Origin of the sequence: Dyella koreensis (assembly GCF_044904565.1) — a bacterium.
GTDB classification, from domain to species: domain Bacteria; phylum Pseudomonadota; class Gammaproteobacteria; order Xanthomonadales; family Rhodanobacteraceae; genus Dyella_D; species Dyella_D koreensis.
Genome location: NZ_JADIKD010000010.1, coordinates 330830 through 353906, shown reverse-complemented (window position 1 = coordinate 353906; position 23077 = coordinate 330830). Strand labels below are relative to the sequence as shown.

Here is a 23077-nt window from a genome sequence, read left to right as displayed (position 1 = left end):
GCTTTCGCGCACAGGGTGCGCTCCTACACAGGCGAAAAAAAACCGGCCGCGCGAGGCGGCCGGTTTTCTGGATACCGCGAAGGGGATTAGTGACCCTTCATCGCATCCTTGGCCTTGTCTGCAGCGTCCTTAGCGGCGCCAGCAGCGTCCTTAGCCGAATCAGCAGCCTTGCCGGCAGCGTCAGCAGCGTTGGTGGCAGCGTCCTTGGCCTGCTCCATGGCGCTGGCCGGAGCGGCAGCGGTGGAGGCCGGAGCAGCAGCGGTCGAAGCCGGAGCAGCAGCCGGGGCAGCAGCGGTGGAAGCCGGAGCAGCGGCCGGAGCCTCAGCAGCAGCCTTCTGAGCCTGATCAGCAGCCTGCTGAGTCTGGTCAGCCGACTTCTGGGCGTCCTGCGCGGAATCCTGCGCGCCGTTGCTGCAAGCCGCCAGCAGCGCGACGAGCGCGGAGGCGAGTAGGGTACGCGTGAACTTCATTGTTGAATCTCCTTTGCCGTGGAATGCCGTTTGGCGGGCGTATTAATAACGCTTTCGCGGAATTTGCGCCACATCTTTATTTAACAAGGCCGCCCCCGGTTATCCCCCTTTCATGGGAAGGGGATAGCCAGCTTAAGGCGATTCTCAGTCGATGCATTCCACCGCGATGGCAGTGGCTTCGCCGCCGCCGATGCACAGGGAGGCGATACCGCGCTTGAGGCCGCGCACCTTCAGGGCATTGAGCAGGGTCACCACCAGGCGGGTACCGCTGGCGCCGATGGGGTGGCCGAGGGCGCAGGCGCCGCCGTTGACGTTGAGCTTGTCGTGCGGGATGCCCAGCTCGCGCATCGGTGCCATGGCCACCACGGCGAAGGCTTCGTTGATCTCGAACAGGTCTACGTCCTCGACCTTCCAGCCAGCTTTGTCCAGCACCTTCTTGAGGGCGCCGATCGGGGCGGTGGTGAACCACTCCGGTTCCTGCGACTGGGTGGCATGGGCCACGATGCGGGCCAGTGGCTTGATGCCGCGCGCCTTGGCGTCGTCGGCCGAGAGCAGCACCACGGCGGCGGCGCCGTCGGAAATGCTCGAAGAACTTGCGGCGGTGATGGTGCCGTTCTCCTTGCGGAAGGCCGGCTTCAAGGTCGGGACCTTGGCGATGTCGGAGCGACCGGGCTGCTCATCGGTATCCACCTTCACCTCGCCCTTGCGGCTGGCGACGGTGACTGGAACGATCTCGCCGGCGAAGGCGCCGTTCTGCTGCGCGGCCTGGGCGCGCTTGACCGACTCGATGGCGAATGCGTCCTGCTCCTCGCGGGTGAAGTGGTACTTGTCGGCGCACAGCTCGCCGAACACGCCCATGGCCTTGCCGTCATACGGATTGGTCAGGCCGTCCCAGGCCATGTGGTCGACCAGCTGGCCGTCGCCGTAGCGGATACCGGTACGGGCGTTGACCATATGCGGCGCATTGGTCATCGACTCCATGCCGCCGGCCACCACGATGGCAGCCGAGCCGGCCTTGATCAGGTCGTGGCCCAGCATGATGGTCTTCATGCCCGAACCGCACACCTTATTGACGGTGGTGCAGCCGGTGGCGGGCGGCAGGCCGGCGTGCAGCGCCGCCTGACGGGCCGGTGCCTGGCCGAGGTTGGCGGGCAGGACGCAACCCATCAACACTTCCTGGACGTCCTGTGCGGCGATGCCCGCCTGTTCCAGCGCGGCCTTGATGGCCGTGGCGCCCAGAGTAGGGGTAGGTACGCCGGTGAACTGGCCGAGGAAAGAGCCGATGGCGGTGCGCTTGGCACCGGCGATGACAACACTGACGTCCGACATGGGGATCTCCGCAAAGGACTTGTGGGCGTGGGTGCCCGGTAGCTAACTGGGGAATTATCGCAGCCGCCTACCACTGCCGGCAAACCGCTGGCCGCGCACAGGTTTTACGACATACCGCGCAGTTGGAGATGCTCCGAGCCCTTTTACGCAGCCGTCATGATGTATGGGAGGCCCGCAGGGTGTGGTCCGCGGTGACGGCAAGGCTGGCTGCCTTGCCTAGACGTGGGCCGCAGCCTGCGGGCCTCCCATACATCACCCTGACATTTAACTTCGAGACGCGAGGGTTGGCTCTGTCTGCCCGCAACTCCGCGGCGCGCCGGCTTGACAGACGGCCAGTCTGCCAGCGCCGACACACCACGAATTTGCGGGCAGACAGAGCCAGTGACGGCTGCGTAAAAGGGCTCGGAGCATCTCTTATTACGGTGGTGTTGTGCGACCATAAATACCAGCCGGCAGGTATCTACAGGGAGCCGGGCAACGCGAGGGGAAGCGAGCATGATCACGGGGATGCAGTGTCTGAGGCGCCGCGAAGCGGCTGTCGCCATTGTCATGGCGTTGAGTCTGAGCGCTTGCGGTGGAGGCGGTGGCGGCAACGGCAATGTCCGGGCCAGCACGCCGCCCACACCGCCACCGGTGACACCGACCGCGCCACCGCCGACCACTTCGGCGCAACCGCCGATCGACGCGCAGCTCAGCCTTACTAATACGTATGCCGCGCATAACCAGGGTTTCACTGGGCAGGGCGTCACCATCGGCGTGGTCGACAGTGGCGTGATGCGCAATCACCCCGCGTTGGCCGGGCGTGTGCTGAAGGATCTGATCTACGTTGACCCGACCACCAACAACACCGCGGTCGACGATGTGGTTGGCCACGGCACGTGGGTGTCCCAGATTGCCGCGGGGCAGACCTACGCGCAGTTTCCTGGCGGCATAGCGCCAGGTGCGAATCTGATCTCGGCACGTATCATCAGTGACGTCGCGCCGAAGGATGATGGCTCCGGCATGGGCAACCAGGTCACCACGGCCGACCCGCTCGACCAGATCAACGACGACCTGATCGCCAACGGCGTCAAGGTCATGAACAACTCCTGGGGCGGTTTGTATTGGAGCGCCACCGCCACCGCGACCACGCAGAGCTTCCACGACGCCTATAACAAGTTCATCAACAACTGGGGCGGGCTGGTGGTGTTCGCGGCGGCCAACGATTCCAAAGCCAATCCCAGCGATGTGGCCGCGTTGCCGAATCGTGCGCCGGACCTCACTCGCGGCTGGCTCGCCGTGGTCGCGGTGGACAGCAACAACCCCACGCAACTGGCGAGCTATTCCAATGCCTGCGGTATCGCCATGAATTACTGCCTGGCGGCACCGGGCGATGTGATCGTCAGCGACAAGAATGCGCCAACCGACACCAGATACTGGGAGGTCAAAGGCACCTCGTTCGCGGCGCCGCAAGTCTCCGGCGCAGCCGCGCTGGTATGGCAGGCCTATCCGTATTTCAGCAATGACCTGGTGCGACAGACGTTGCTCGGCACTGCCACCGATATCGGCGCCGTCGGACCGGATGCGGTGTTCGGCTATGGCCTGCTCAACGTGGGCAAGGCGGTGAACGGACCGGCGAAGTTCGACTGGGGCGATGTCACGGTGAACTTCAGTGGCAGCTCCAACTGGAACAACGCGATCTCTGGCGCGGGCGGCCTGATCAAGCAAGGCAGCGGCACGCTCAACCTCACCCAGCCGGCGAGCTTCACCGGATTGACCCAGGTGCAGGCGGGCATGCTCACCGCCAAGGCGCTGGCTTCCAGTGTGAATATCAGTGCAGGCGGCACCTTGAGCGATACACCCAGCATCGGCGGCAGCGTGAGTAATGCCGGCGTGCTGACCGTGCGTGGCGGCGACGTCACCGTGGGCGGCAGCTACAACCAGAATGGTGCCGGCCGGCTCGCGCTGGAACTCGGTTCCGCACTGCGCGTGATGGGCATGGCGAGCCTCACCGGCGGCGATCTGTATGTGATCGGCGCCGGCTCCACCTATCAAGTCAACTCGCACACCAATGTGCTGGTGGCGAACGGTGGGCTGAGCGGCACCTTCTCTGCTTTGAACAAAGCTTCCAACGTTTTGCTCACCGCCACACTCAACTACGACGCCAGCAGCGCGTGGCTCAACGTGCAGCAAGTGCAAGTAACGGCGGTACAGGGCATGAGTTACACCGCCGCCTCGATGGGCGCGGCGCAGCGCGTAGACACTGCCTTTGGTCAGATCAACACGCAACTGACGCAAGGGGCTGCGAGCGGCCAACCGGTTTCAGCCAGTTTTATCGAAGGCGCGGCAAAGCTGCAGCAATCGCCCTCGGTGAAGGCGGCGCAGCAGTCGCTGGAGAGTCTGTCGGGTCAGTTGCACGCGGCCAGTGCGGCGATGACCTTGCAGGCGATCGATGCAGGCACACGTGCGCTGTCCGATCGTTTCGATCGGCTGCTCGATGCCCCCGCTGGTGGCGGCTGGGCGCAAGGGCTGGGGTATCAGGGCGCGATGGCGCGCAGCGGTTATGGCAACGTCGGCCTCGATATCAGCGGTTGGATGGTGGGACAGGATCATCGCCTGGGCGGCAATGGCATCGCGGGCTACGCGGTGAGTCAGGTGCAGGGTCTCGGCCGTCTCACCGACAGTGCCGACCAGGGGCGCAGCCGCGCGGTGGAAGGCATGGCGTACGGCGGCGTGGTCCGCAACGCGTGGTATGCGATGGGCCGCATCGGCGTGGGCGACTACCAGGAGAACATGCGCCGCTATCTGCGTCTCGGCAGTCAGTCGAGCGCGGTCGCCAGCGACAACCACGGTCGCTACGGCGTGGCGTACGGCGAAAGCGGTTATCGCTGGTCACTCGGCGGCATGCAGCTGACCCCTTACGTGAATCTGCAGTACACCTGCATCCAGCGCGATGGATTCAATGAGCTGGGCGGGGATGGTTTTGGCCTGAAGGCGAGCGCGCAAACTATCGAGCGCTGGCAGGCGGGAGCTGGCATGCGCGCTTCGCAACGCTGGTCGCTGGCGAACGGCGGCAGTATCGGTTTGCAGGCAAGGCTGCTGTGGCAACAGACTTTCGCGAGTCGCGGCGATGTGTTCGATGCGAGCTTCAGCGGGTTGAATCAATGGGCGCCGCTGGGTGGCGTCGGGCTGGCGCGTTATGCGGGTCTGGCCGGTGGTGCGTTGGACTGGCGCTTCTCGCCGCGGGCGAGTCTGGTGCTGGGGTATGACCAGTATTTCGGGCAGCGGGATCAGGCGAAGATGGCGACGCTCGCCTATCAGTACACCTGGTGAGGTTGCGGTCCTTCGTCATGCCGGCATCGCGATCAGCGTAAGCCATTCGCGATGCCGGTCGTGTAAGCCGAACTTTCTATTTACGACTTGCCGTGGAACAGCTCGCGGCCGATCAGCATGCGGCGGATTTCATTGGTACCCGCACCGATCTCATAAAGCTTGGCGTCGCGCAGCAGGCGGCCGGCGGGGAACTCGTTGATGTAGCCGTTGCCGCCGAGCGCCTGGATGGCTTCGAGGGCTACCTTGACCGCATTCTGCGAGGCATTGAGCAAACACGCGGCAGGATCGATGCGCGACTTGGAGCCGCTGTCGAACTGCTGCGCAACCATGTAGGCGAAGCCACGCGATGACTGTAGCGCGGTGTACATATCGGCCACCTTGCCCTGCATCAGACCGAAGGTGCCGATGGGGGCGTTGAACTGCTTGCGTTCGCGCACGTAGGGCAGGGTGAGATCCATTGCCGCCTGCATCAGGCCGATGGGGCCGCCGGAAAGCACCAGGCGTTCGGTGTCGAGGCCGCTCATCAGCACGCGCACACCTTCGTTCACCTCACCCACGATGTTTTCGGCGGGGATCTCGCAATCCTCGAACACCAGCTCGCAGGTGTTGGAGCCACGCATGCCAAGCTTGTCCAGCTTCTGCGCGGTGCTGAAACCTTTCATGCCCTTCTCGACGATGAAGGCGGTCATGCAACGGCTACCGGCGGCGCGCGGCGCGGTACGCATGTACACCAGCAGCACGTCGGCGTCGGGGCCGTTGGTGATCCACATCTTGGAACCATTGGCGACCCACACGTCACCTTTCTGTTCGGCCTTGCAGCTCATCGAGCCGACCACGTCGGAGCCGGCACCGGGCTCGCTCATCGCCAGCGCACCGACGTACTCGCCGCTACACAGCTTGGGGATGTACTTGCGACGCTGCGCTTCATTGCCGTTGTGGAAAATGTTCTGCACGCAAAGGTTGGAGTGCGCACCGTAGGACAGGCCCACCGAACCCGAGGCGCGGGAGATCTCTTCCATCGCGACCATATGCGCCAGGAAGCCCATCCCGGTGCCACCGTAAGCTTCGGGAATGGTTACGCCGAGCAGCCCCATTTCGCCAAACTTACGCCACAGGTCGGCGGGGAAGACGTTGTCGTGGTCGATCTGCGTGGCGCGCGGTGCGATCTCCTTTTCCGCGAAGGCGTGAACGCTTTCGCGCAGCAGGTCGATCTCTTCACCGAGGGGAAACGGGCGCATCGCAGACTCCGGCAAGGCATAGGGGGGATTAAAATGGTAGCTCACGCGGCCCGCCGGGCCTTGGCGCAGCGCATCACAGTGGGTCGGAAATCGTCCGATTGCGGAATGCCCCTGACTGGCTCAAAGTGGCGCCACATAAGCGGTAGGGGCAGTTCGGGGGCTATGGATGTGAGGGGTCTTTTTGTGCTTCCGGCGCTGCTCGGAGGCTTGTTCGTGTGGATGGTCCTGCGCCGACGGCAAAGCCAGGTGCCGGGGGCGAATTCCACGGTACCGATGACGCTCGAGCTGGGTGGCCTGCGGCTGACCCTGCTGCATCGTCATGCGCCCGACGCATCGAATGCCTGGTGCCGCAATGCATTGATGGCGGATGCGCATTGCAAGACAGAGCAACGCGAATTGCGTGCGAAGGGCGCGCTGCTTTCCGCGGTGGATCTGCAGGCGTGGCACGGAAAATTGCCGGCGTTTCTGGCGGGCGAGCGTACCGAACTGCATCTATGCGCCGACGGCGATTGCGTGGGGCTGTACCTGCAGCGCCCGCTGCGCGACGACATGACGGCGGTAACAGTGGTGCTGTTGGATCCGCAGATCTATGCCGCGGCGGACCGGCAAGTCGACGAGTACCGCACGCGCAACAGCGCGTTGTTCCTGGTGACGCCTGGGCAGCTCATGCGCTTTGGTGCGGATCTCGAACAAGCCATGCAAGGCTTTCCGGTCTATCCCGGTCACGCGGTGGGCCAGACCGCTTAGGGTCTCTCTGCCTTATCGGCATAGCCGGATTCAACGCTGGCCAGGGCGCTTGGTGAAGCCCAGCGTTTCCAGCCAGCCGTAATATGCATCGATCCAATGATCGCTGCTGGTTCCCTGTTTGTGCATACCGAAGCCGTGGCTGCCCGAGCTGAAGATATGCGCTTCCGGTTTATAGCCCGCGTTCTTCAGCGCATCGTAGAAGCGAGTGACGGCGTCGAGCGCCACCGGATCGTCCTGCGCCCAGGCCATGAAGATCGGCGGCAGTTTCGCCGGGATGGCCGGCATGCGGCCGAAGGGTGCGCCATAGATCAGCGCGACGAAATCGGGGCGTGCGGCGGCATCCGGTTGAAGCAGGGCGCTGCTGGCTACCATCGCGCCGGCCGAGAAGCCGATGAAGCCCACTCTGTTCGGCGCGATGCCCCAGGCTGCCGCATGTTGCCGCACCAGCTTGACGGCCTGAATGCCATCGGCGATGCCGTACTGGCCGGCCTGATCCATATCGAGATCGGCGGGTATGCCTTCCTGGCGCTTCTCCACCACGCGGTACTTGAGTACGAACGCAGCGATGCCTTTGCGTTGCAGCCAGCGCGCCACGTCGTTGCCTTCATGGTCGATGGCCAGAGCCACGAAGGCGCCACCCGGCGCAATGATCACGCCGGTCCCGGTGGCCTTGGCGCGCTCGGGAAGATAAGCGGTAAGCGTGGGTGTCACCACATCGATGATCACCGTGCCGACCGGTGTGTTCTTTTCGACCTGCTCCTTCTGCGTCCAGTGCTCCGAGCCCGGCGCGGCGCCGGGCCACAGTTTCAGCGTCTGTGCGTAGGCCGGGCAGGCGAGAAGCAGGGGCATGAGGATCGCAAGAACTCGGCGCATGTCGGGTCTCCCGAAATGCGGGCGAGCGTGCCAGTGAGGTAGTGACGCTTACGTGGAATAGAGCGGCTTCCGTGCTTCGGCATTCGCGCAAGCTGACCGCGCATGTGGCCGGCCGGAAACGGGCGCACTCCGTGGAATGCGCCCGTCGTGACCTCAGTGCACTTTGGCCAGCTTGCCCTTCAACTGCACGCCGGACATCAGAAAGCCGACGTGGCATTCGTACTTCTCGCTGTCACGGTAGGTCGCGCCGTTGTAGTCGCTCACAATGTCCACCACGGCATTGGCGCCGGCCGCCTTGGCCTGGTCTTGCAGGCCGATCAAAACGCTCTGCAGCACCCAGTCGCAGGACACGTCGTCCTTCTTGCCGAAGGCATTGGTCTTGCGGCTGACGTCGACATCCTTGATCACGGTAGCCTTGCTGCCCGCCGCGTCGCCGGCCAGGTAGAACTTCACACTGCCATCGAGCTTGCCGCTCTTCTGCGCTTCGGCCACGACCTGCTCGAACGGCAGATGCACGACCTTGTCGGCCGCCATGCTCACGGCGGGCAGGGCGAACAGGAACAGGGCGCTCAGGCTGAGGTGTTTTGCTTTCATGCGGGTCGATCTCCTTGAGTGGGTGGAACAACAACGGCGAGGAAGGACTCCTTCGCTTTCAGCACAAGCCGCCGTTCACGGCCAGGACTTGTCGGGTGATGTAACCGGCCTCCGGGCTCACCAGGAACTGCACGGCGGCGGCGACTTCATCGGGCGTGCCCATGCGCTGCATCGGGATCATCGCGAGGATTTCTTCCAGCGGCAGTTCGGCATCGAGCATGTCGGTGTCGATCAGTCCCGGTGCCACGCAGTTCACGGTGATCTTGCGCTTGGCCAGTTCAATCGCCAGCGCCTTGGCGGCGCCGATCACGCCGGCCTTCGACGCGCTGTAATTTACCTGCCCGCGATTGCCGATCAGGCCGGACACCGAAGTGATACAGACGATGCGCCCCGGCGTACGGCGGCGGATCATCGGCATGATCAGCGGATGCAGCACGTTATAGAAACCGTCCAGATTGGTGCGCAGCACCTGATCCCAGTCGTCACCAGTGAGCGCGGGGAAAGCGCCATCGCGGGTCAGGCCGGCATTGCAGACCACGCCGTAATACGCACCATGCTCGCCTACGTCTGCTTCAAGTGCAGCGGCGCAGGCGGCGCGGTCGGCGATGTCGAATTGCAGGATGCGCGCTTGCCGGCCCAGCGCCTGGATGCTGGATTGCACCGCTTCGGCCTCGTCACGGCGCGAGCGGCAGTGCAGCACCAGGTCGTGGCCGGCGGCAGCCAGGCGCAGGGCGATAGCGCGGCCGATGCCGCGGCTGGAGCCGGTGACCAGAATAGTGTTGGTCATGAGCGTGATTCCTGTGCGTCGTATGCGGCGAAGGTAGCTGCATCCGGTGGGCTGAAGACAGTGAGGCGTGCTTCGGCATGCCCGCCGGTCGCGTCGATGCGGCAGGCGAACACGCCCATGCCGTCCTCGTCGTGGAAGTGGCGCACGGCCTCGATGCGCAGCTCGCTGTCGGCGGAGAAGGCATCCACATCGCACTGGTATTGCCGTGCGCCGAGCAGAAAGCCAAGGCGGATCGGTTCGCCGGCCGCCCGCGCATGACAGCCCGCCCATGTCGCGATGGTCTGTGCCATCAGCTCGATACCGACCCATGCCGGCAAGGTGCCGTCGCTTTCGACGAAGGTGTTGCCGGCGCGCACGGTGCGCGTGCATACGATGCGTTCGGCCGCCAGTTCGATCACGCGATCGAGCAGGATCATGTCGCCCGTATGCGGCAGCACCTCGGCGATCGGCGGCAGTGTCACGTTGCGTCTCCCAGCACTACGCAGGCGTTGTTGCCGCCGAAAGCGAAGGAGTTGCTCATCAGACGGCGAGGGCCACCAACCGGCAGGTGGCTGCCTGTCCCGGTGAAGGTCAGGATCGGCAAGGCGGGGTCGGCCACGCCATCCCACACCTGCGGCGGGAGGCGGCGTTCGTCTTGCGGGTCGCGCAAGCTGAGCCAACAGAATGCGGCTTCCAGCGCACCAGCAGCGCCCAGCGTGTGGCCGGTCATCGACTTGGTGGACGAGCAGGGCACGCCGTGCGCGAACACCGCCGCCACCGCCTGGCTTTCCATCGCATCGTTATGTTCGGTCGCGGTGCCGTGCAGATTGAGATAGTCGATCTGCGCGGCGTCCAGCCCGGCGTCGCGCAATGCCTCGCGCATGGCCTGCTGCGCGCCGAGTCCCTGCGGATCGGGCGAGGACATGTGATACGCATCGGAGCTGGCGCCGCCGCCCAGCAGCTCCACCGGACCGGGTTCGCGCGTCATCAGGAACAGCGCCGACGCTTCGCCGATATTGATGCCACGGCGATGGCGTGAGAACGGCTGGCAACGTTCGTCGTCCAGCGCTTCCAGCGCGTGGAAACCATTGGTCGGCAAGCCGGCCAGCGTGTCCGCGCCACCGCACAGCACGGCATCGCACACGCCCATGCGCAGCAGGCGCCGCGCGCTCAGCAGCGCACGTGCCCCCGAGGTGCAGGCGGTGGAAATACCGTAGCAGGGGCCGGCCAGATCCAGCCATTCGGCCAGGAACTCGGCGGGCGCGCCCAGCTCCTGGTGGGCATAGCGATAGTCCGCCGGCCATGCGCCATCGCGGCGATAAGCGGCGATACCGTGGCATGCCTCATCGATGCCGGTGGTGCTGGTGCCGATGATCACACCGATGCGCTCGCTGCCGTAACGTGCCATGGCGGCGCGGATGGGTATTTCGATCTCCAGCGCGGCAGCGAGCAGCAGGCGGTTGTTGCGATTATCGCGGCATCCAGCCAGCGCGGCAGGGACGGGTGGCAGTTCCATGCGCACAGCGCCCAGCGGTAGCGCACGATCCGGCAGCCAGCCGGTCTCCTGGCGAATGCCGCTGTGATCACCGGCGAACAGCGCCTCGGCGACGGCGGCTTTGCCGGCGCCCAGCGCGCACACCACACCGAGTTCGTTGAGGTAGGTCTTCATGTGTCTGAAAGCGGTTTGCGCGCCGCCACGTTGACGAGGGTCTCTTCGCGCTGACCGGGGGGCGGCGGTGTGCGCAGACCCCAGCGTTCCAGCAGTCCGAAATCGCTCGAACGGCTCCACCACAGATAGGGCAGGGATACGTGGCGATGCTCGAACGCGAAGCCCTGTCCGCGCAGCATGGCGAGATATTCATCCGCGCTCTTCTGCACCTCCATCGGGTGACGGAAGAACCAGCGGATCACCCAGGTATCGATATAAGCCTTGGTCGATTCGGCGAACAACAGCAGGCCGCCCGGTTTCAGCACGCGCCAGAACTCGGCCAGCGCACGCTCCTGCTCCACCAGGTGATGAAAGGTCTGGTGGCAGAACACGATGTCGACGCTGGCGTCGGGCAGTTCGATGCGCGCGCAGTCCCCGGTGACCAGCTCGGCCTCAATCCCTTCGCGCTGCGCTTCGTCGCGCGCCAATGCGAGGCTGTGCGGGTCGGCGTCCAGCCCGATCATCCGATCCGGTCGGAACGCATCACGCAGCAGTCGGAACGAGCGGCCCTGGCCGCAGCCCACGTCGAGCAGCACGCCACCCTGTGGCAACGGTTCGCCGATCAGGCGCTTGAGATCGTTGATGGCTACACGCAGCACGTGATGCTGCCAGGTATGCGTGCGCAGAAACTGGAAACCCAGGCGAGTTTCCGGCACATAAGTGGCGCTGGCGTAAGTCATGCGTCGGTCATCATCGGTGCGGCGTCGACGGCCGTTGCCTGCGACACGGTGTGGTTATCGGCGGCCATCGACGCCAGGCGGCGTTCGACGATATCGGTGAACACGCGCGGTGAAAGCAACTGCATTTCACCCTGGGTGGTTACAGCCACCTGCACGGTGCTGGCGCGAGTCATGCGCTCACCGGTCTGCGCGTCGCTGATCAGATAGTTCACTTTGAGCCGGTTTCGCCATTCGATCAGTTCGGCGCGCACGATTACGCGCTGGCCGAAACGAGCGGCGCGTGCGTAACGCAGTTGCAGGTCGATCACCGGCCATACATAGCCGGCGGCTTTCATCTGCGTGTAGTTGTGGCCGATCTCGTCGAGCAGCGCGCAGCGCGCTATCTCCAGATACTTCACGTAATGGCCGTGCCAGACCACGTCCATCGAATCCACGTCGAAGAATGGCACCAGCACCTCGATCTCGGTGCTGAGAGCCTGTTCACTATCTTTGCGTAGCACGCGTTGCTCCTCTGTGGGCGTCAGGTGGTGGGGCGTGGCGCAGTGCCTGACGGCTGTCAGGCCAAGCCGCGCACCGCCGCATGGCGCCCACAGAGGAGCAACCCTGCGGGCCGGGTCTGTTTGCCCGCATGGCGGCGTCATCACTCGGTTGTGTACGGACGTACACGCCCTCGTTCTTCCTTGCCCTGCGCGCAAACAGATCCCGGCGCGTGCCACGCAAAGATAGTGAACAGGCTCTAGGAACGCCTTTAGCGCGCATGCTCGGTCTCCGCGTTCGGCGTTTGCCAGTAGGGGTAGAAGTTGAACCATTGCTGCGGCGCCTCCAGGCAACGCTGCGCCAGTCGCTCGGCATAGCCCTGCACCCAGCCGCGAATGGCTTCATCGCGCTGCCCGCGTGCCCAGGTCGGCGCATCGATAAAGCGTTCCAGATGGATGCGGTAACGGCCATCCACTTTCAGGCAACAGATCAAGTTGACCGGGCAGCGCAGCAGGCCGGCCATCAGCCAGGGGCCCTGGGGGAAGGGCGCAATGTGGCCCATGAAATCCACGCTGACGCAGCGTTCGCCATGCAGCGGCACGCGGTCGCCGGCGATCGCCAGCCATTCGCCACGATCGATGCGCTGTGACAGATCCATCATCAGCGCGGTGTCCAGTTCGCTCACCTGGATCAGGCGCATGCGCTGCTCGCCGGCTTCGCCCAGGAGTCGGTTGAAGCGGCTGACATGGCGGTTGTGCACCAGCACGTTGAGCGGCACCTGCTCACCCAGTTCGGCCATGGCGCGGCAGACATCCAGGTTGCCCAGATGCGTGCACACCAGGATCTGCCCGCGGCCGCTGTGCTGGCTCGCCAACAGCTGCGTGCGGACGCCATCGGGATCGCGCAGCTCCACATGTTCCAGCCGGAGCTTGCCGTTCCACACATCCAGCCGGTCCAGCAGGCAATCGGCGAAGGCCATGTACTGGCCGAACACCGAGCGCAAGCGCGGGCGCAGTGCGGGGCGCCCGCTCCACGCCGCAAGGCGCGCTTGATATTGCCGCACTGCGCGGCGGGTGCGGCCGCTGAAGATAAAGAAATACAGCACGATCACATGCAGCAGCGGGGAGATGGCGCGCCGGCTCAGGCGCCGCGCCGCCATGGCGGTGAACTTCATCAGGATGAAGCTGCCGCGTTCCTTCTGCGTAGCCCAATGACGTTGCGGCGGGAGCGGCTCAGCCATGCGCGGCCTCCCACGCGAAGCGGCCGGACGAAGCTTCGATGTCGCCCAGCTGATAGGCGAAGTGCAGCCGGTGTGCTGTCGCGTCGTGCCGCAATCGCAGTTGCACACGATCGCCCGGTCGCAGCAGACGCTGGAACTTGAGCATCTCCATGCGACGGCATGCCTTGGGCGTATCCAGCCGTGCCGCCGCGAACTCGAGAGCCCAGGCCAGCTGCACCACGCCGGGCAACACCGGCAGATGCGGGAAGTGATCGGCGAAGTGACGCAGGTCCAGTGGTATCAGCAGTTCCAGCGCACTCTCATGGCCTTGCGTATGGTCAGCCAGCAGCAGCGGATGTTCAGCACGCGGCTGGGCGAGCAGGGCATCGATCTGTGCGGCGCTTTGAACCGCATTCCATTGATCGCACAAGCGCCAATGTGTGGGTATGCCAAGAGCGTGGGCGGCGAGATGGTCGCGCAGCGCACCGAGGCATGCTTGCCGCCCCTGGCCGCGCAGCGCGGCGATGCCCTCGGCGCTCAACATCAGGCATACACCGGCATCGCCCACGGCAGCGTGCGCCACCCAGGGGTGTGCGCCGAGCGTGGTCGCGATCGCCGATGCCATGCTCACGCCGCTTTCCCGAGGCGTCGGCGCAGCAACCATTCCCCACCGAACAGCACGCCCATGATCAGGTAGGCGATGAAGCCGTTGTACAGCGTCCACCATCCCAGCGGCGCCCACAGGGTGAGCGCGCTGGACATCAGGCCGTTGAACACGAAGAAACCCACCCACGCCCAGGTGACCTTACGCGTGTACGGAATCGCTTCCGGCGGCAACACCGGATTGCTGACGCGTGCGATGCGTTCCACCATCGGCGGTCCAAAGCGCAGGCTGATGCCGAACACGAACAACAGCAGCGCGCTGATCAGGGTCGGATACCAGCGCAGCATCGTCGCTTCGCCGCTGAAGGCGAGCAGGACGCAATAAGCCAGCGCGGCACCCACCATCCAGCGGCCGCCGGGCTGTTTCAGCAGGCCGGGCGCGCGGATCAGCCACACCGCACCGAGAATCAGCGCGAACAGCGGCGTAGAGACGTGCTCCATTCCGAAATACACCAGGAATGGATACAGCAGCCCGAGCACGGGCAATAGCAGTGGCATTAGCTTGCGCATGCGGCCCGTTGTGCCTCGACGAAAGCAGCCAGGCTCGCCACCGTGGCGAAATGCTGGCGCGCGTCACGCGAATCGGACGCGATCTGGATGTCGTAGCGCTTTTGCAGCGCCAGCGCCAGTTCCAGCGCATCCACCGAATCCAGTCCCAGTCCCTGACCAAACAGCGGCTGCTCCGGCGGAATGTCGGCGGCCTGCAGGTCCTCTAGGTTGAGGGTGTCGATGATCAGCTGCGCAATATCCTGTTGCAATGCGTTCATGACGAAGCGAGTTCCTTGAGGTAAAGGTGTTGCAAGTGCTCGTTGAGCCGGCGTGAGGCTATCGGCAGAGGCGCGTCCGCATTGAATGTGGCCGGATCGATATCCGCACCCACGCGCAGGCGCACCTGTGTGCGGCGGTAAGGAATGCTGTACCAGGGCTCGGCCTTGGTCAGCGTGGTCGGCCGCACGGTGATGAACACCGGGGTGATGACGCGCGCGCCGCGCAGTGCGATCGCCGCGGCGCCGCGATGAAACACCGGCGCCTGTCCGGGCGTGGTGCGAGTGCCCTCGGGAAACACGACCAGGGTCTGCCCTTCGCGCAGCACATCGGCCGCCTGTTCCAGCATTTCCGGGCTGCCGTTATTGCTGATGTATTCGGCGGTGCTGATCGGGCCGCGCATGCAGGGGTTGCGCCACAGGCCTTGCTTGACGATGCAGTTGGCATCGCGGATCTGCGAGATCAGGAAGACGACGTCGATCAGCGAGGGGTGGTTGGCGATTACCATCTGTCCCGGCCGGCCGAGGCGCTCGGCGCCGTCCACCTCGAACGTCAGCACGCCGGTGCGATACATGAATTGCGCATGCAGCCAGAACGCGCGGCTGATCGCGGCGCGCACGCGACGACGATGCGCCAGCGGCCCTCCCGGCAGCAGCGAGAGCAGCGGAAACCATACGAGCCGCAGCAGCAGCCCGCCGATGCCGAAGAACAGGAAGCTGAGGCCGGTCGCGACCAGCCGCCACGGATAGAAGTCGCGCCTGCGCGCGCTCAAGGGAGCGGCTGCCAGATCCATCGTCGCATCTTCCATCGGTGATCAAGCACAGCGCGCGGTGTATGCAGTGCGCGCAGGAACGCGAGCGCATGCGGCCACTCGCTGGCGAGGGCTTCGGCCGTGTTGCGTTCGAGCCGCAACTGCCAATGCGCGTTGACCGGCTCGGGACGTTCCGGCTGGCCTTTGCCTACGCGCAGTGCCAATGCATAAGAGAACGGCACATCATCGATCAGGCCGTCATAGGCGGCTGGCGGCCGCTCCTCGGCGAACACGACGATGGCTGCCGGTGCGCCCTGGTCGAGCAGGGTGGCGGCTTCGAGCATGGCATGCTCGAAGGCATCGATTTCGCCCGCGATGGCGCTGGATTCGCCGCGCTGTCCACGCAGGATCGACCATTGGCCAGCGATGGCGTTGTGCACCGACAGACCGAACTGGGTGGGCGACAGCGGCTGCTTATCGGCGACGTCACCGAGCAGCGCATACGTGCGCTGGATTTCACCGTGGCGCGAAGCGAATACCAACGGCAACTGCTCGTCCTCGCCGCACAGCGGCCAGGCCACTTCCATCGCCATGCGTGCCATGCGGCTGAGGCGGCGGCGCTGCATGGGTGGCAGGAAGGCGCAGTCGGGCTGCTCACCCTGGTCGGCTGGTGTCCATGGCGATTGCGCCCAGGCCAGCCAGTCTTCGTCGCTCTGCAGCGAGGGCGCCCAGGCGCGCCATTGGGCGACGTGCAGGGCGATCACGCGTGGGCTCCATCAAACGCGCGGAACAGCAACGACGCGCAACTGCCGCCGAAGCCGAAGCTATTGGACAGTACGCTGCCAACGCGCTGCGCAGTCAGTGCAGTCACCAGCGGCGCCTCGGCAAAGTCGGTGTCGGCAGTTTCGACGGCGCTGCCTGCCGCCAGAAAGCCGTGTTCCATCATCAACAGGCTGGCAATGGCGTCCAGCGCACCGGCCGCACCGGGCGCGTGGCCGATCAGCCCCTTGATCGACGACATCGGCGGCGGTGCCGCATCGCGTTCCGCGAATACTGTGCCGATCGCCTGCCATTCGGCGAGATCGCCCAACGGTGTGGAGCAGGCATGCGTGTTGATGTAGTCGGGATGCTCGTTGTCGGCCAGCGCCTGGCGCATGGAGCGCGCAATGCCTGCCGCGCCGGGGCCGACCATGCTCTGCGCATCGGTACTGGCGCCATAGCCGCACAGCTCGGCGAGGATGCGCGCACCGCGTGCGCGGGCGTGCTCGAGCGATTCGAGTACCAGCACGCCGGCGCCCGCCGCCAACACAATGCCATCGCGCTGTGCATCGTAGGGACGCGAGGCCGATGTCGGCCGATGATTGCTGTTGACTGACAACGCACCCATCGCATCGAACCACAAGGCGGTGGTGTCGTGCAGTTCTTCGCTGCCACCGCACACCACGACATGCTGCTTGCCCAGCTGGATCAGCTCCATCGCATGGCCGATGGCATGCGCGCCGCTGGTGCAGGCCGAGCTGATCACATGGCTGCGGCCGCCAATATCGAAGGCATGCGCGAGGCCGGCGGCGAGCGCGCTGCTCATGCCTCGCGGCACGATGAAGGGCGACAGTTTGCCGGCGCCGCGCTCGCGGAAACTGGCGAGTGCGATCTCATGCTCGCTCAAGGCGGCGCCGCCACCCATCACCAGGCCGCAGCCGGGCGATTGCAGATCGCTGGAGGTGAGCCCCGCCTGCGTAATGGCTTCGCCCATGGCCTGCCAGGCATACCAGGTGGTGGCGGGGAGAAAGCGCCGCAGTTTGCGTGGCGGTTCCACTAGCGTGGCTGTGTCCACCGGACCGCCGATCTGGCAGCGCATACCGAGCACGGCAAGGCTTTCCATGTAACGGATGCCGCTGCGCGTGTGGCGCAGCGCATCGAGCAAAGCCGTATTGTCAGGGCCCACGCAGGACACCGAGCCCATGCCCGTCACCACGACGCGCGGCTGGCGATGCGCAACGACACTGCTCATGCAGCGACGGCCTTGAAGATCAGTGAGGTGTTGATGCCACCGAACGCGAAGTTATTGTTCATCACGTATGGCGTGTCGATGCGGCGGCCTTCACCCACGATGTAATCGAGCGCCGCGCATTCCGGATCGGGTTGCTGCAGGTTGATGGTGGGTGCGAACCAGCCTTCGCGCATCATCTCGATCGCCCACCACGACTCCAGCGCGCCACAGGCGCCGAGGGTGTGGCCGACGTAGCTCTTCATGGAGCTCACCGGCACACCGGTGCCTAGCACGCTGGCGGTGGCGTGGCTCTCGGCCACATCGCCGCGGTCGGTCGCGGTGCCGTGCGCGCTGACGTAGCCGATCGCTTCCGGCGCCAAAGCGGCATCGCTCAGGGCCATGCGCATCGCCACCGCCATCGTGTCGCTGGTGGGCTGGGTGATGTGGCTGCCATCGGAGTTGCAACCGAAGCCGATGATTTCAGCGTAGATGCGTGCGCCGCGTGCGCGGGCGTGTTCGTATTCCTCCAGCACCAGGGTAGTGGCGCCTTCGCCTACCACCAGGCCGTCGCGCGCACGGTCGAATGGGCGTGGAGTGAGCTGCGGATCATCGTTGCGCGTGCTGGTGGCGAACAGCGTGTCGAACACTGCCGCGCCGGGACCGGACAGTTCCTCGGCGCCGCCACACAGCATCAACGTCTGCTTGCCCTGCTGGATCGCCTCGTAGCCATAGCCGATAGCCTGGCTGCCCGAGGTACAGGCGCTGGACGTCGGCACGATGCGGCCCTTGAGACCGAAGAACACGCCGATATTCACCGCCGTGGTGTGCGCCATCATTTGGATATAGCTGGTGGCGGTCACACCCTGCATGGAGCCGGTGGTGAGCATGTGGCCCATCGCGCGGATCGGTTCCACACTACCGCCGGAAGAGCCATAGGCCACACCCATGCGACCATCGCGGATGTCTTCGCTGCCATGCAGCCCCGCGTCGTGCAGCGCACGTTCGCTGGCGGCCACGGCGAGCTGCGCCACGCGGCCCATCGAGCGCACCTGTTTGCGCGGCCAATTCGGCAGCTGGAAATCGTCCACCGGGCAACCGAGGCGGCCGTTCAAGGCGTCGAAGTAATCCCACTCCGGCATGCGCCGGACGGCATTGCGGTACTCGCGCAGGCGCGCGGCGATGGTGGGCCAGTCATGGCCGAGCGGCGTGACGCCGCCGATGCCGGTAACGACCACGCGCTTCATCGGCATGTGCCCAGCGGGAAGAAAAAGATGTTCATGCAGATACGTACTCGCGAGCGGGCCGCGCCGCCGGCACCAGCAGTGCCGTGAAGCCGATACCCAGTAACAAGGTGATGCCAAAGTGTTGCAGCGCCGGCATTGAACTCAGTGCCAGCAGGCCGAAAGAGAGCAGGGCGGTGACCGCTGACAGCAGCACGCCAGCGTAAGTCGCGCCGGGCAGATGCGCCGCATGCGGTTCGCCTTCGTGCAGGAACACCGCGTAATTGGCGCCCACGCCAAGCACCAGCATCAACGCCATCCAGTGAAACAGCGTCAGCGGCTGGCCCAGGTAGCCAAGGGCTGCGAGCGTGAGGCCGATACCCAGCAATGGCGGCGCCATGACGCGCGGCGCGGCGCGTCCGTAGCGCCACACGAACACCAGCGCGACCAGCGCGAATGCGGCGAGCAGCCAGATACTGGCGTATTCGCGATAACGTCCGAACAGCGTGGAAATGCTGGCCGGCTTGTCGACCAGCTCCACGCCCGGCAGGCCTTCGGCGGCTGCGCGCAGCACGGCGACATCATCCTGTCCCTGCGGCAGCACGATCGAGCCGATACCGTCCTTGCCTTGATCCATCCACAGATAGCGGAACGGTGTGGATACCGGAAGTGTCAGCCATGTCGTCAGCGTAAGCGGCTGGCCGGGCCAGGTATCGAGATACGCCGTGGCGACATCGGTACGAAGCCCTGCTTGCTGAAGCTGTGCTTCCAGTTGCGCGCGCGATGCGAACAGTGGCGCGAGTGCCGCATGGTTTTCCTGCTGGCGGCGCGCCGAAGGCAGCATGCCGGCTACGCCGGTCCAGCTTTCCAGCTGTCCGTTCTGCGCCAGCGATTGCAGGCGTGCTTCCAATGCTTCCTCGCGTTGCAGCACCTGTTCGGCATCGTCGCCATGCACCAGATAGAACTGGCTGCCATTGCCGATGCCGGCGATATTGCGGATGCGCGCTTCCTGCCGGCTGAGTTCGACTGGCGGAGAGATCAGCAGATGGATGTCGTCGTCATGCCCAAGCCGCCACCAGCCCGGCACAGCAACGAGCAGCAACAGTGCGATAGCCAGCACGCCGCGCCGGCCGATGCCGAGCCGTCCGGCCAGCGTCTGCAAGGCAAGCGCGCCGCGTACCAATATCGGCGACAGCGGCTTCGTTGCCGGCGCGGCCAACAACGCGGGCAGCAACCAGAACACGCTGAAACACGCGGCGAGCATGCCGACCATGGCGAAGCAGGCCATCTGGCGCAGCGCGGGGAATGGCATCAGGCCGAGCAGGGCATAGCCGAGCAGCGACGTGGCCAGGGCCAGCAACAGGGCGGGACGTACCTGACGCACGCCCTGCATCGCCTGCCAGCGAGGACCGGCGTTGGCGCGCGCACACAAATACTGGATGGAGTAGTCGACCGCCTCGCCGAGCAGTGCCGCGCCAAACACCAGGGTCAGCAGGTACACCTGGTCAAACAGCAGCACGGTAGCGGTGAGCGCGCAGATCACGCCGATGGCGGTGGAGAGAAACGCTACCAGCAGCGGGCGCGGCGAGCGGAAGGTCCACAGCAGCAATATCGCGATGCCAAGCGTCGATGCGAGACCCACTACATGCACGTCGTGCTCGGCACCCGCGCGCGCCTCGGCGGCATGGAACACCGCGCCGGCGCGCAGCAACTGCATGCCGGGATGATTGTGTGTCACGGCTTGCTCGGCACGCGCCAGCGCCGCCAGCGCGGCGCGCTGCACCTGATCGTCATAAGAAGAGCCGCGCAGTGTGGCGATCACCATGACATAGGTGCGGTCGTCGCGATGCGCGGTAAGCAGATCGTCTTCGGGCAGCAGCGGTGAGCGGCTCCAGGGTTGCAGGTCGAGCCAGTGCTGCAGCCAGCCGAAAGGATCGTCCTGCAGCTTCACGCCGATACCGGCGAGGAACGGCTCGTTGAGGCGATGCTTCAGCGCCTGCTCCGCGTCATAGCCCGGCTGGGTGAGCGCTGTACGGTCGGCATCGGTCAGCAAGTGGAAGCGATGCGCGAGATACGGTGCGATCAGCTGATCCAGATCGAACGGTGGCAGCTCGGCGGTGATCGCGGCGAACGCAGGATCGGCCGCGAGCTGTTTGCCCAGTTCGCGTGCGGCCTCTTTCGCAATGGCGTCGTCGGCATGCTCCACCAGTAGCACCATGCGGTCGCCGTTGGCATGCGCCAGGCGTTCCACCGCGGCCTCGGCCAGCGGATGGCGTTCGGTGGCCGGCAGCATCGCTAGCAGGTCGGTCTGGATCGGAGAGGTCCCGCGTCCGAATAACAACCATGCGCCGAGACCCGTCACCAGCAGTGCGAAGGCACTGAACAGCAGGGCGCGCAGAGGCGGGGTGAGCCGGCTCACGGGGGCATGCCCAGTGAGCGTTTTTCCAGCGGGCTCAGATCGCCGGCGTCGCGGGTGTCGGCGAAACGGATCTGCGTGCTCTCGCCGCTCTGCAATTCGACATGGATACCTTGCAGAAAACGATCGCCATCCAGATCGATGTGCCGGAGCACGCGCGCCATGCGTTCCTGCCGCGGCGTGAAGCGCAGCGTCCAGCGCGCTGTGCTGCCCTCGGCCCGGATATCGAACTGGCGCAGGGCGTCTTCCTGCTTGCCCGATAGCATGGACTGCAGCATCTGCGATACCTGCGCCACGCCGCGGTCACCACCGCGCACCGGTTGCGCGAGGCCCTGTTCATCGACCCGCGCGGTGCGCCCGCCGGTGAGCGCGAGCGTTTCGCGATACGGATCGTTGACTTGCCAGAGCATGCCCCTGCCGACCACGAATAGCAGCTGGCCACGGCTTACCTGCGGTTGCGTCAGCGCCGGATTTTCGCGGCTCTGGGTGAACGTGGCGCGTACGCTGGTATGGCTGCCCAGTTCGTCGAGGATGTGCTGCAGCAGGCTGGCTTCCTGTGCCTGCGCACTCAGCGTCGTACAACAGAGTGCAACCCAACAAAGCAGGGCAGTTATTGAGAAGTGCGGCCATGGATGGCCGCTTTTTGACTTTCGCCGGCAGGGATGCCGGCCCTCATTCATATCGCGCATGACGCCTCCCGGCGACTCACACGGCGCCATAGCAGCAGCGGCACGCGCGGCAGCATGCCAAGCAGCAGCCGGGTATGCATCGCCGAGATGCGCAGGTTGTCGCGCCACATGCGGAAATGCGAAAGCCCGTTCTCCGGATAGATCACCCGCGTCGGCAGGTTGCGCACCGGCAGGCCGCGCCAGATCAGGCGCACCGCAATCTCGGTGTCGAAATCCATCCGCGCTGGCAGCGGCTTGCGTGCGATCTCGGCGCAGGTGGCCGCCAGCGGATACAGGCGATAGCCGCACATCGAATCCTGGATCGCCAGCGACAGCGTCTCGATCCATACGAATACATGCGTGACGTAGCGACCATACAAACGCGCGCGCGGCACGCTGTCGTCGTAGACGGGCTTGCCGCAGACCAGGGCGCGCGGATCGCTGCGGCTTTCGGTGAGAAAGCGTGGCACATCGGCCACATCATGCTGACCGTCGGCATCGATCTGCAGCGCATGGGTGTAGCCCAGTTCGCACGCCGCCAGCAGCCCGGCAGTGAGCGCGCGGCCTTTGCCCTGGTTGTGCGGCAGACGCAGCAGGTGCAGATCCGGCTGATCGAGCACCAAGGCGTCGAGCACCTCGCGCGTGGCCGCGTTGCTGCCGTCGTCGACGATCACCACCGGCAGGCCATGGCCGCGCAGCGACTGCACCGTGCGCGCGATCGTGTCCTTATGGTTATAGATGGGAATCAGCGCGCAGGGCAGGAATGCCCCGGCGGCTGCGGCTGCACGCGCTTGCATCGGCGAAGGCGCGGATCAGCGGTCGAGCAGCGTTTTGACGGTGGCGACCACATCGCTCACCGTGCGCACGCTTTTGAAATCCTCCGGCTTGATGCGCGTGCCGGTCATGTCCTGCACCTGGATGGCCAGGTCGACGGCATCGATGCTGTCGAGCTCGAGGTCGGTGAAAAGATGGGCGGATGGCGTCACGCGGGCCGGCTCGATCTCGAAGGTGTCGTGCAACACCTGCCGGAGACGGGCCAGGATGTCCTCGTCGCTGATGCCGCTTGCCATGGTCGTGCTCATAAGTCCCTAGTCCCGTGCGTCCGCTACGTCCCTGTCGCGTCGTACTGCGCCTCGCCGGCCGCTCCTGTGCAAACAACACGGAGACGCGACGGCGTCCGGCAGGACGTAG

Annotated in this window: 24 protein-coding genes; 2 read left to right on the top strand and 22 right to left on the bottom strand. The window is 65.2% G+C overall.

The annotated features are described in order from the left end of the window. Nucleotides 1–86: 86 nt before the first annotated feature. The gene (locus ISS97_RS11195; RefSeq protein ID WP_379986609.1) at nt 87–470 is read right to left on the bottom strand and encodes a hypothetical protein; all 384 of its coding nucleotides are present in this window, start codon (nt 468–470) and stop codon (nt 87–89) included. A gap of 144 nt (nt 471–614) precedes the next feature. Beyond that, on the bottom strand, nt 615–1799 hold the full coding sequence (locus ISS97_RS11190; RefSeq protein ID WP_379986610.1) for a thiolase family protein: 1185 nt from the start codon (nt 1797–1799) through the stop codon (nt 615–617). Nucleotides 1800–2294: 495 nt separating this feature from the next. Between ISS97_RS11190 and ISS97_RS11185 the strand changes: the two genes are divergently transcribed. After that, nucleotides 2295–5111: a S8 family serine peptidase gene (locus tag ISS97_RS11185; RefSeq protein WP_404580100.1), complete on the top strand. Its 2817-nt coding sequence runs from the start codon at nt 2295–2297 to the stop codon at nt 5109–5111. Between the two features lie 80 nt (nt 5112–5191). On the opposite strand, the gene ISS97_RS11180 is transcribed toward ISS97_RS11185, so the two are convergent. Continuing rightward, nucleotides 5192–6349, bottom strand: coding sequence for an isovaleryl-CoA dehydrogenase (locus ISS97_RS11180; protein WP_379986612.1), 1158 nt, complete (start codon nt 6347–6349; stop codon nt 5192–5194). 213 nt (nt 6350–6562) lie between these two features. Between ISS97_RS11180 and ISS97_RS11175 the strand changes: the two genes are divergently transcribed. Further along, nucleotides 6563–7096, top strand: coding sequence for a hypothetical protein (locus ISS97_RS11175; RefSeq protein ID WP_379986613.1), 534 nt, complete (start codon nt 6563–6565; stop codon nt 7094–7096). Nucleotides 7097–7126: 30 nt separating this feature from the next. On the opposite strand, the gene ISS97_RS11170 is transcribed toward ISS97_RS11175, so the two are convergent. The 19 genes from ISS97_RS11170 to ISS97_RS11080 form a co-directional block, all read right to left on the bottom strand. Then, nucleotides 7127–7969, bottom strand: a complete 843-nt coding sequence (locus ISS97_RS11170; protein ID WP_379986614.1) for an alpha/beta hydrolase — start codon at nt 7967–7969, stop codon at nt 7127–7129. 153 nt (nt 7970–8122) lie between these two features. Continuing rightward, nucleotides 8123–8563 (bottom strand): excinuclease, encoded by a 441-nt coding sequence (locus tag ISS97_RS11165; protein WP_379986616.1) that lies wholly within the window; start codon nt 8561–8563, stop codon nt 8123–8125. A gap of 58 nt (nt 8564–8621) precedes the next feature. Next, the gene (gene fabG / locus ISS97_RS11160) at nt 8622–9350 is read right to left on the bottom strand and encodes a 3-oxoacyl-ACP reductase FabG (protein WP_379986617.1); all 729 of its coding nucleotides are present in this window, start codon (nt 9348–9350) and stop codon (nt 8622–8624) included. Continuing rightward, nucleotides 9347–9811, bottom strand: a complete 465-nt coding sequence (locus ISS97_RS11155; protein ID WP_379986618.1) for a hotdog family protein — start codon at nt 9809–9811, stop codon at nt 9347–9349. Before ISS97_RS11155 ends, fabG begins: the two co-directional genes overlap by 4 nt. Continuing rightward, nucleotides 9808–10998 (bottom strand): beta-ketoacyl-[acyl-carrier-protein] synthase family protein, encoded by a 1191-nt coding sequence (locus tag ISS97_RS11150; protein ID WP_379986619.1) that lies wholly within the window; start codon nt 10996–10998, stop codon nt 9808–9810. The genes ISS97_RS11155 and ISS97_RS11150 overlap by 4 nt, the downstream gene beginning before the upstream one ends. Beyond that, nucleotides 10995–11717: a class I SAM-dependent methyltransferase gene (locus ISS97_RS11145; protein WP_379986620.1), complete on the bottom strand. Its 723-nt coding sequence runs from the start codon at nt 11715–11717 to the stop codon at nt 10995–10997. Before ISS97_RS11145 ends, ISS97_RS11150 begins: the two co-directional genes overlap by 4 nt. Continuing rightward, on the bottom strand, nt 11714–12217 hold the full coding sequence (locus ISS97_RS11140; protein WP_379986621.1) for an acyl-CoA thioesterase: 504 nt from the start codon (nt 12215–12217) through the stop codon (nt 11714–11716). The genes ISS97_RS11145 and ISS97_RS11140 overlap by 4 nt, the downstream gene beginning before the upstream one ends. A gap of 248 nt (nt 12218–12465) precedes the next feature. Next, entirely contained in the window at nt 12466–13434 is a 969-nt protein-coding gene (locus ISS97_RS11135) for an LpxL/LpxP family acyltransferase (RefSeq protein WP_379986622.1), read from the bottom strand. Beyond that, nucleotides 13427–14038: an ApeI family dehydratase gene (locus tag ISS97_RS11130; RefSeq protein ID WP_379986889.1), complete on the bottom strand. Its 612-nt coding sequence runs from the start codon at nt 14036–14038 to the stop codon at nt 13427–13429. Before ISS97_RS11130 ends, ISS97_RS11135 begins: the two co-directional genes overlap by 8 nt. 2 nt (nt 14039–14040) lie before the next feature. Continuing rightward, nucleotides 14041–14586, bottom strand: a complete 546-nt coding sequence (locus tag ISS97_RS11125; protein WP_379986623.1) for a COG4648 family protein — start codon at nt 14584–14586, stop codon at nt 14041–14043. Then, nucleotides 14574–14843, bottom strand: a complete 270-nt coding sequence (locus ISS97_RS11120; RefSeq protein WP_379986624.1) for a phosphopantetheine-binding protein — start codon at nt 14841–14843, stop codon at nt 14574–14576. The genes ISS97_RS11125 and ISS97_RS11120 overlap by 13 nt, the downstream gene beginning before the upstream one ends. Further along, a complete protein-coding gene (locus tag ISS97_RS11115; RefSeq protein WP_379986626.1) occupies nt 14840–15634 on the bottom strand; it encodes a lysophospholipid acyltransferase family protein in 795 nt (264 codons plus the stop codon). The genes ISS97_RS11120 and ISS97_RS11115 overlap by 4 nt, the downstream gene beginning before the upstream one ends. Next, the gene (locus tag ISS97_RS11110) at nt 15610–16356 is read right to left on the bottom strand and encodes a beta-ketoacyl synthase chain length factor (RefSeq protein WP_379986627.1); all 747 of its coding nucleotides are present in this window, start codon (nt 16354–16356) and stop codon (nt 15610–15612) included. The genes ISS97_RS11115 and ISS97_RS11110 overlap by 25 nt, the downstream gene beginning before the upstream one ends. Continuing rightward, on the bottom strand, nt 16353–17603 hold the full coding sequence (locus ISS97_RS11105) for a beta-ketoacyl synthase N-terminal-like domain-containing protein (RefSeq protein ID WP_379986628.1): 1251 nt from the start codon (nt 17601–17603) through the stop codon (nt 16353–16355). Before ISS97_RS11105 ends, ISS97_RS11110 begins: the two co-directional genes overlap by 4 nt. Next, entirely contained in the window at nt 17600–18826 is a 1227-nt protein-coding gene (locus tag ISS97_RS11100; protein WP_379986890.1) for a beta-ketoacyl-ACP synthase, read from the bottom strand. Before ISS97_RS11100 ends, ISS97_RS11105 begins: the two co-directional genes overlap by 4 nt. A 31-nt stretch (nt 18827–18857) precedes the next feature. After that, entirely contained in the window at nt 18858–21221 is a 2364-nt protein-coding gene (locus ISS97_RS11095; RefSeq protein WP_379986630.1) for an MMPL family transporter, read from the bottom strand. Beyond that, on the bottom strand, nt 21218–21907 hold the full coding sequence (locus ISS97_RS11090; RefSeq protein WP_379986631.1) for a LolA family protein: 690 nt from the start codon (nt 21905–21907) through the stop codon (nt 21218–21220). The genes ISS97_RS11095 and ISS97_RS11090 overlap by 4 nt, the downstream gene beginning before the upstream one ends. Then, nucleotides 21895–22683, bottom strand: coding sequence for a glycosyltransferase family 2 protein (locus ISS97_RS11085; RefSeq protein ID WP_379986632.1), 789 nt, complete (start codon nt 22681–22683; stop codon nt 21895–21897). Before ISS97_RS11085 ends, ISS97_RS11090 begins: the two co-directional genes overlap by 13 nt. 15 nt (nt 22684–22698) lie before the next feature. Then, the gene (locus ISS97_RS11080) at nt 22699–22968 is read right to left on the bottom strand and encodes an acyl carrier protein (protein ID WP_379986634.1); all 270 of its coding nucleotides are present in this window, start codon (nt 22966–22968) and stop codon (nt 22699–22701) included. Between the last annotated feature and the right edge of the window lie 109 nt (nt 22969–23077).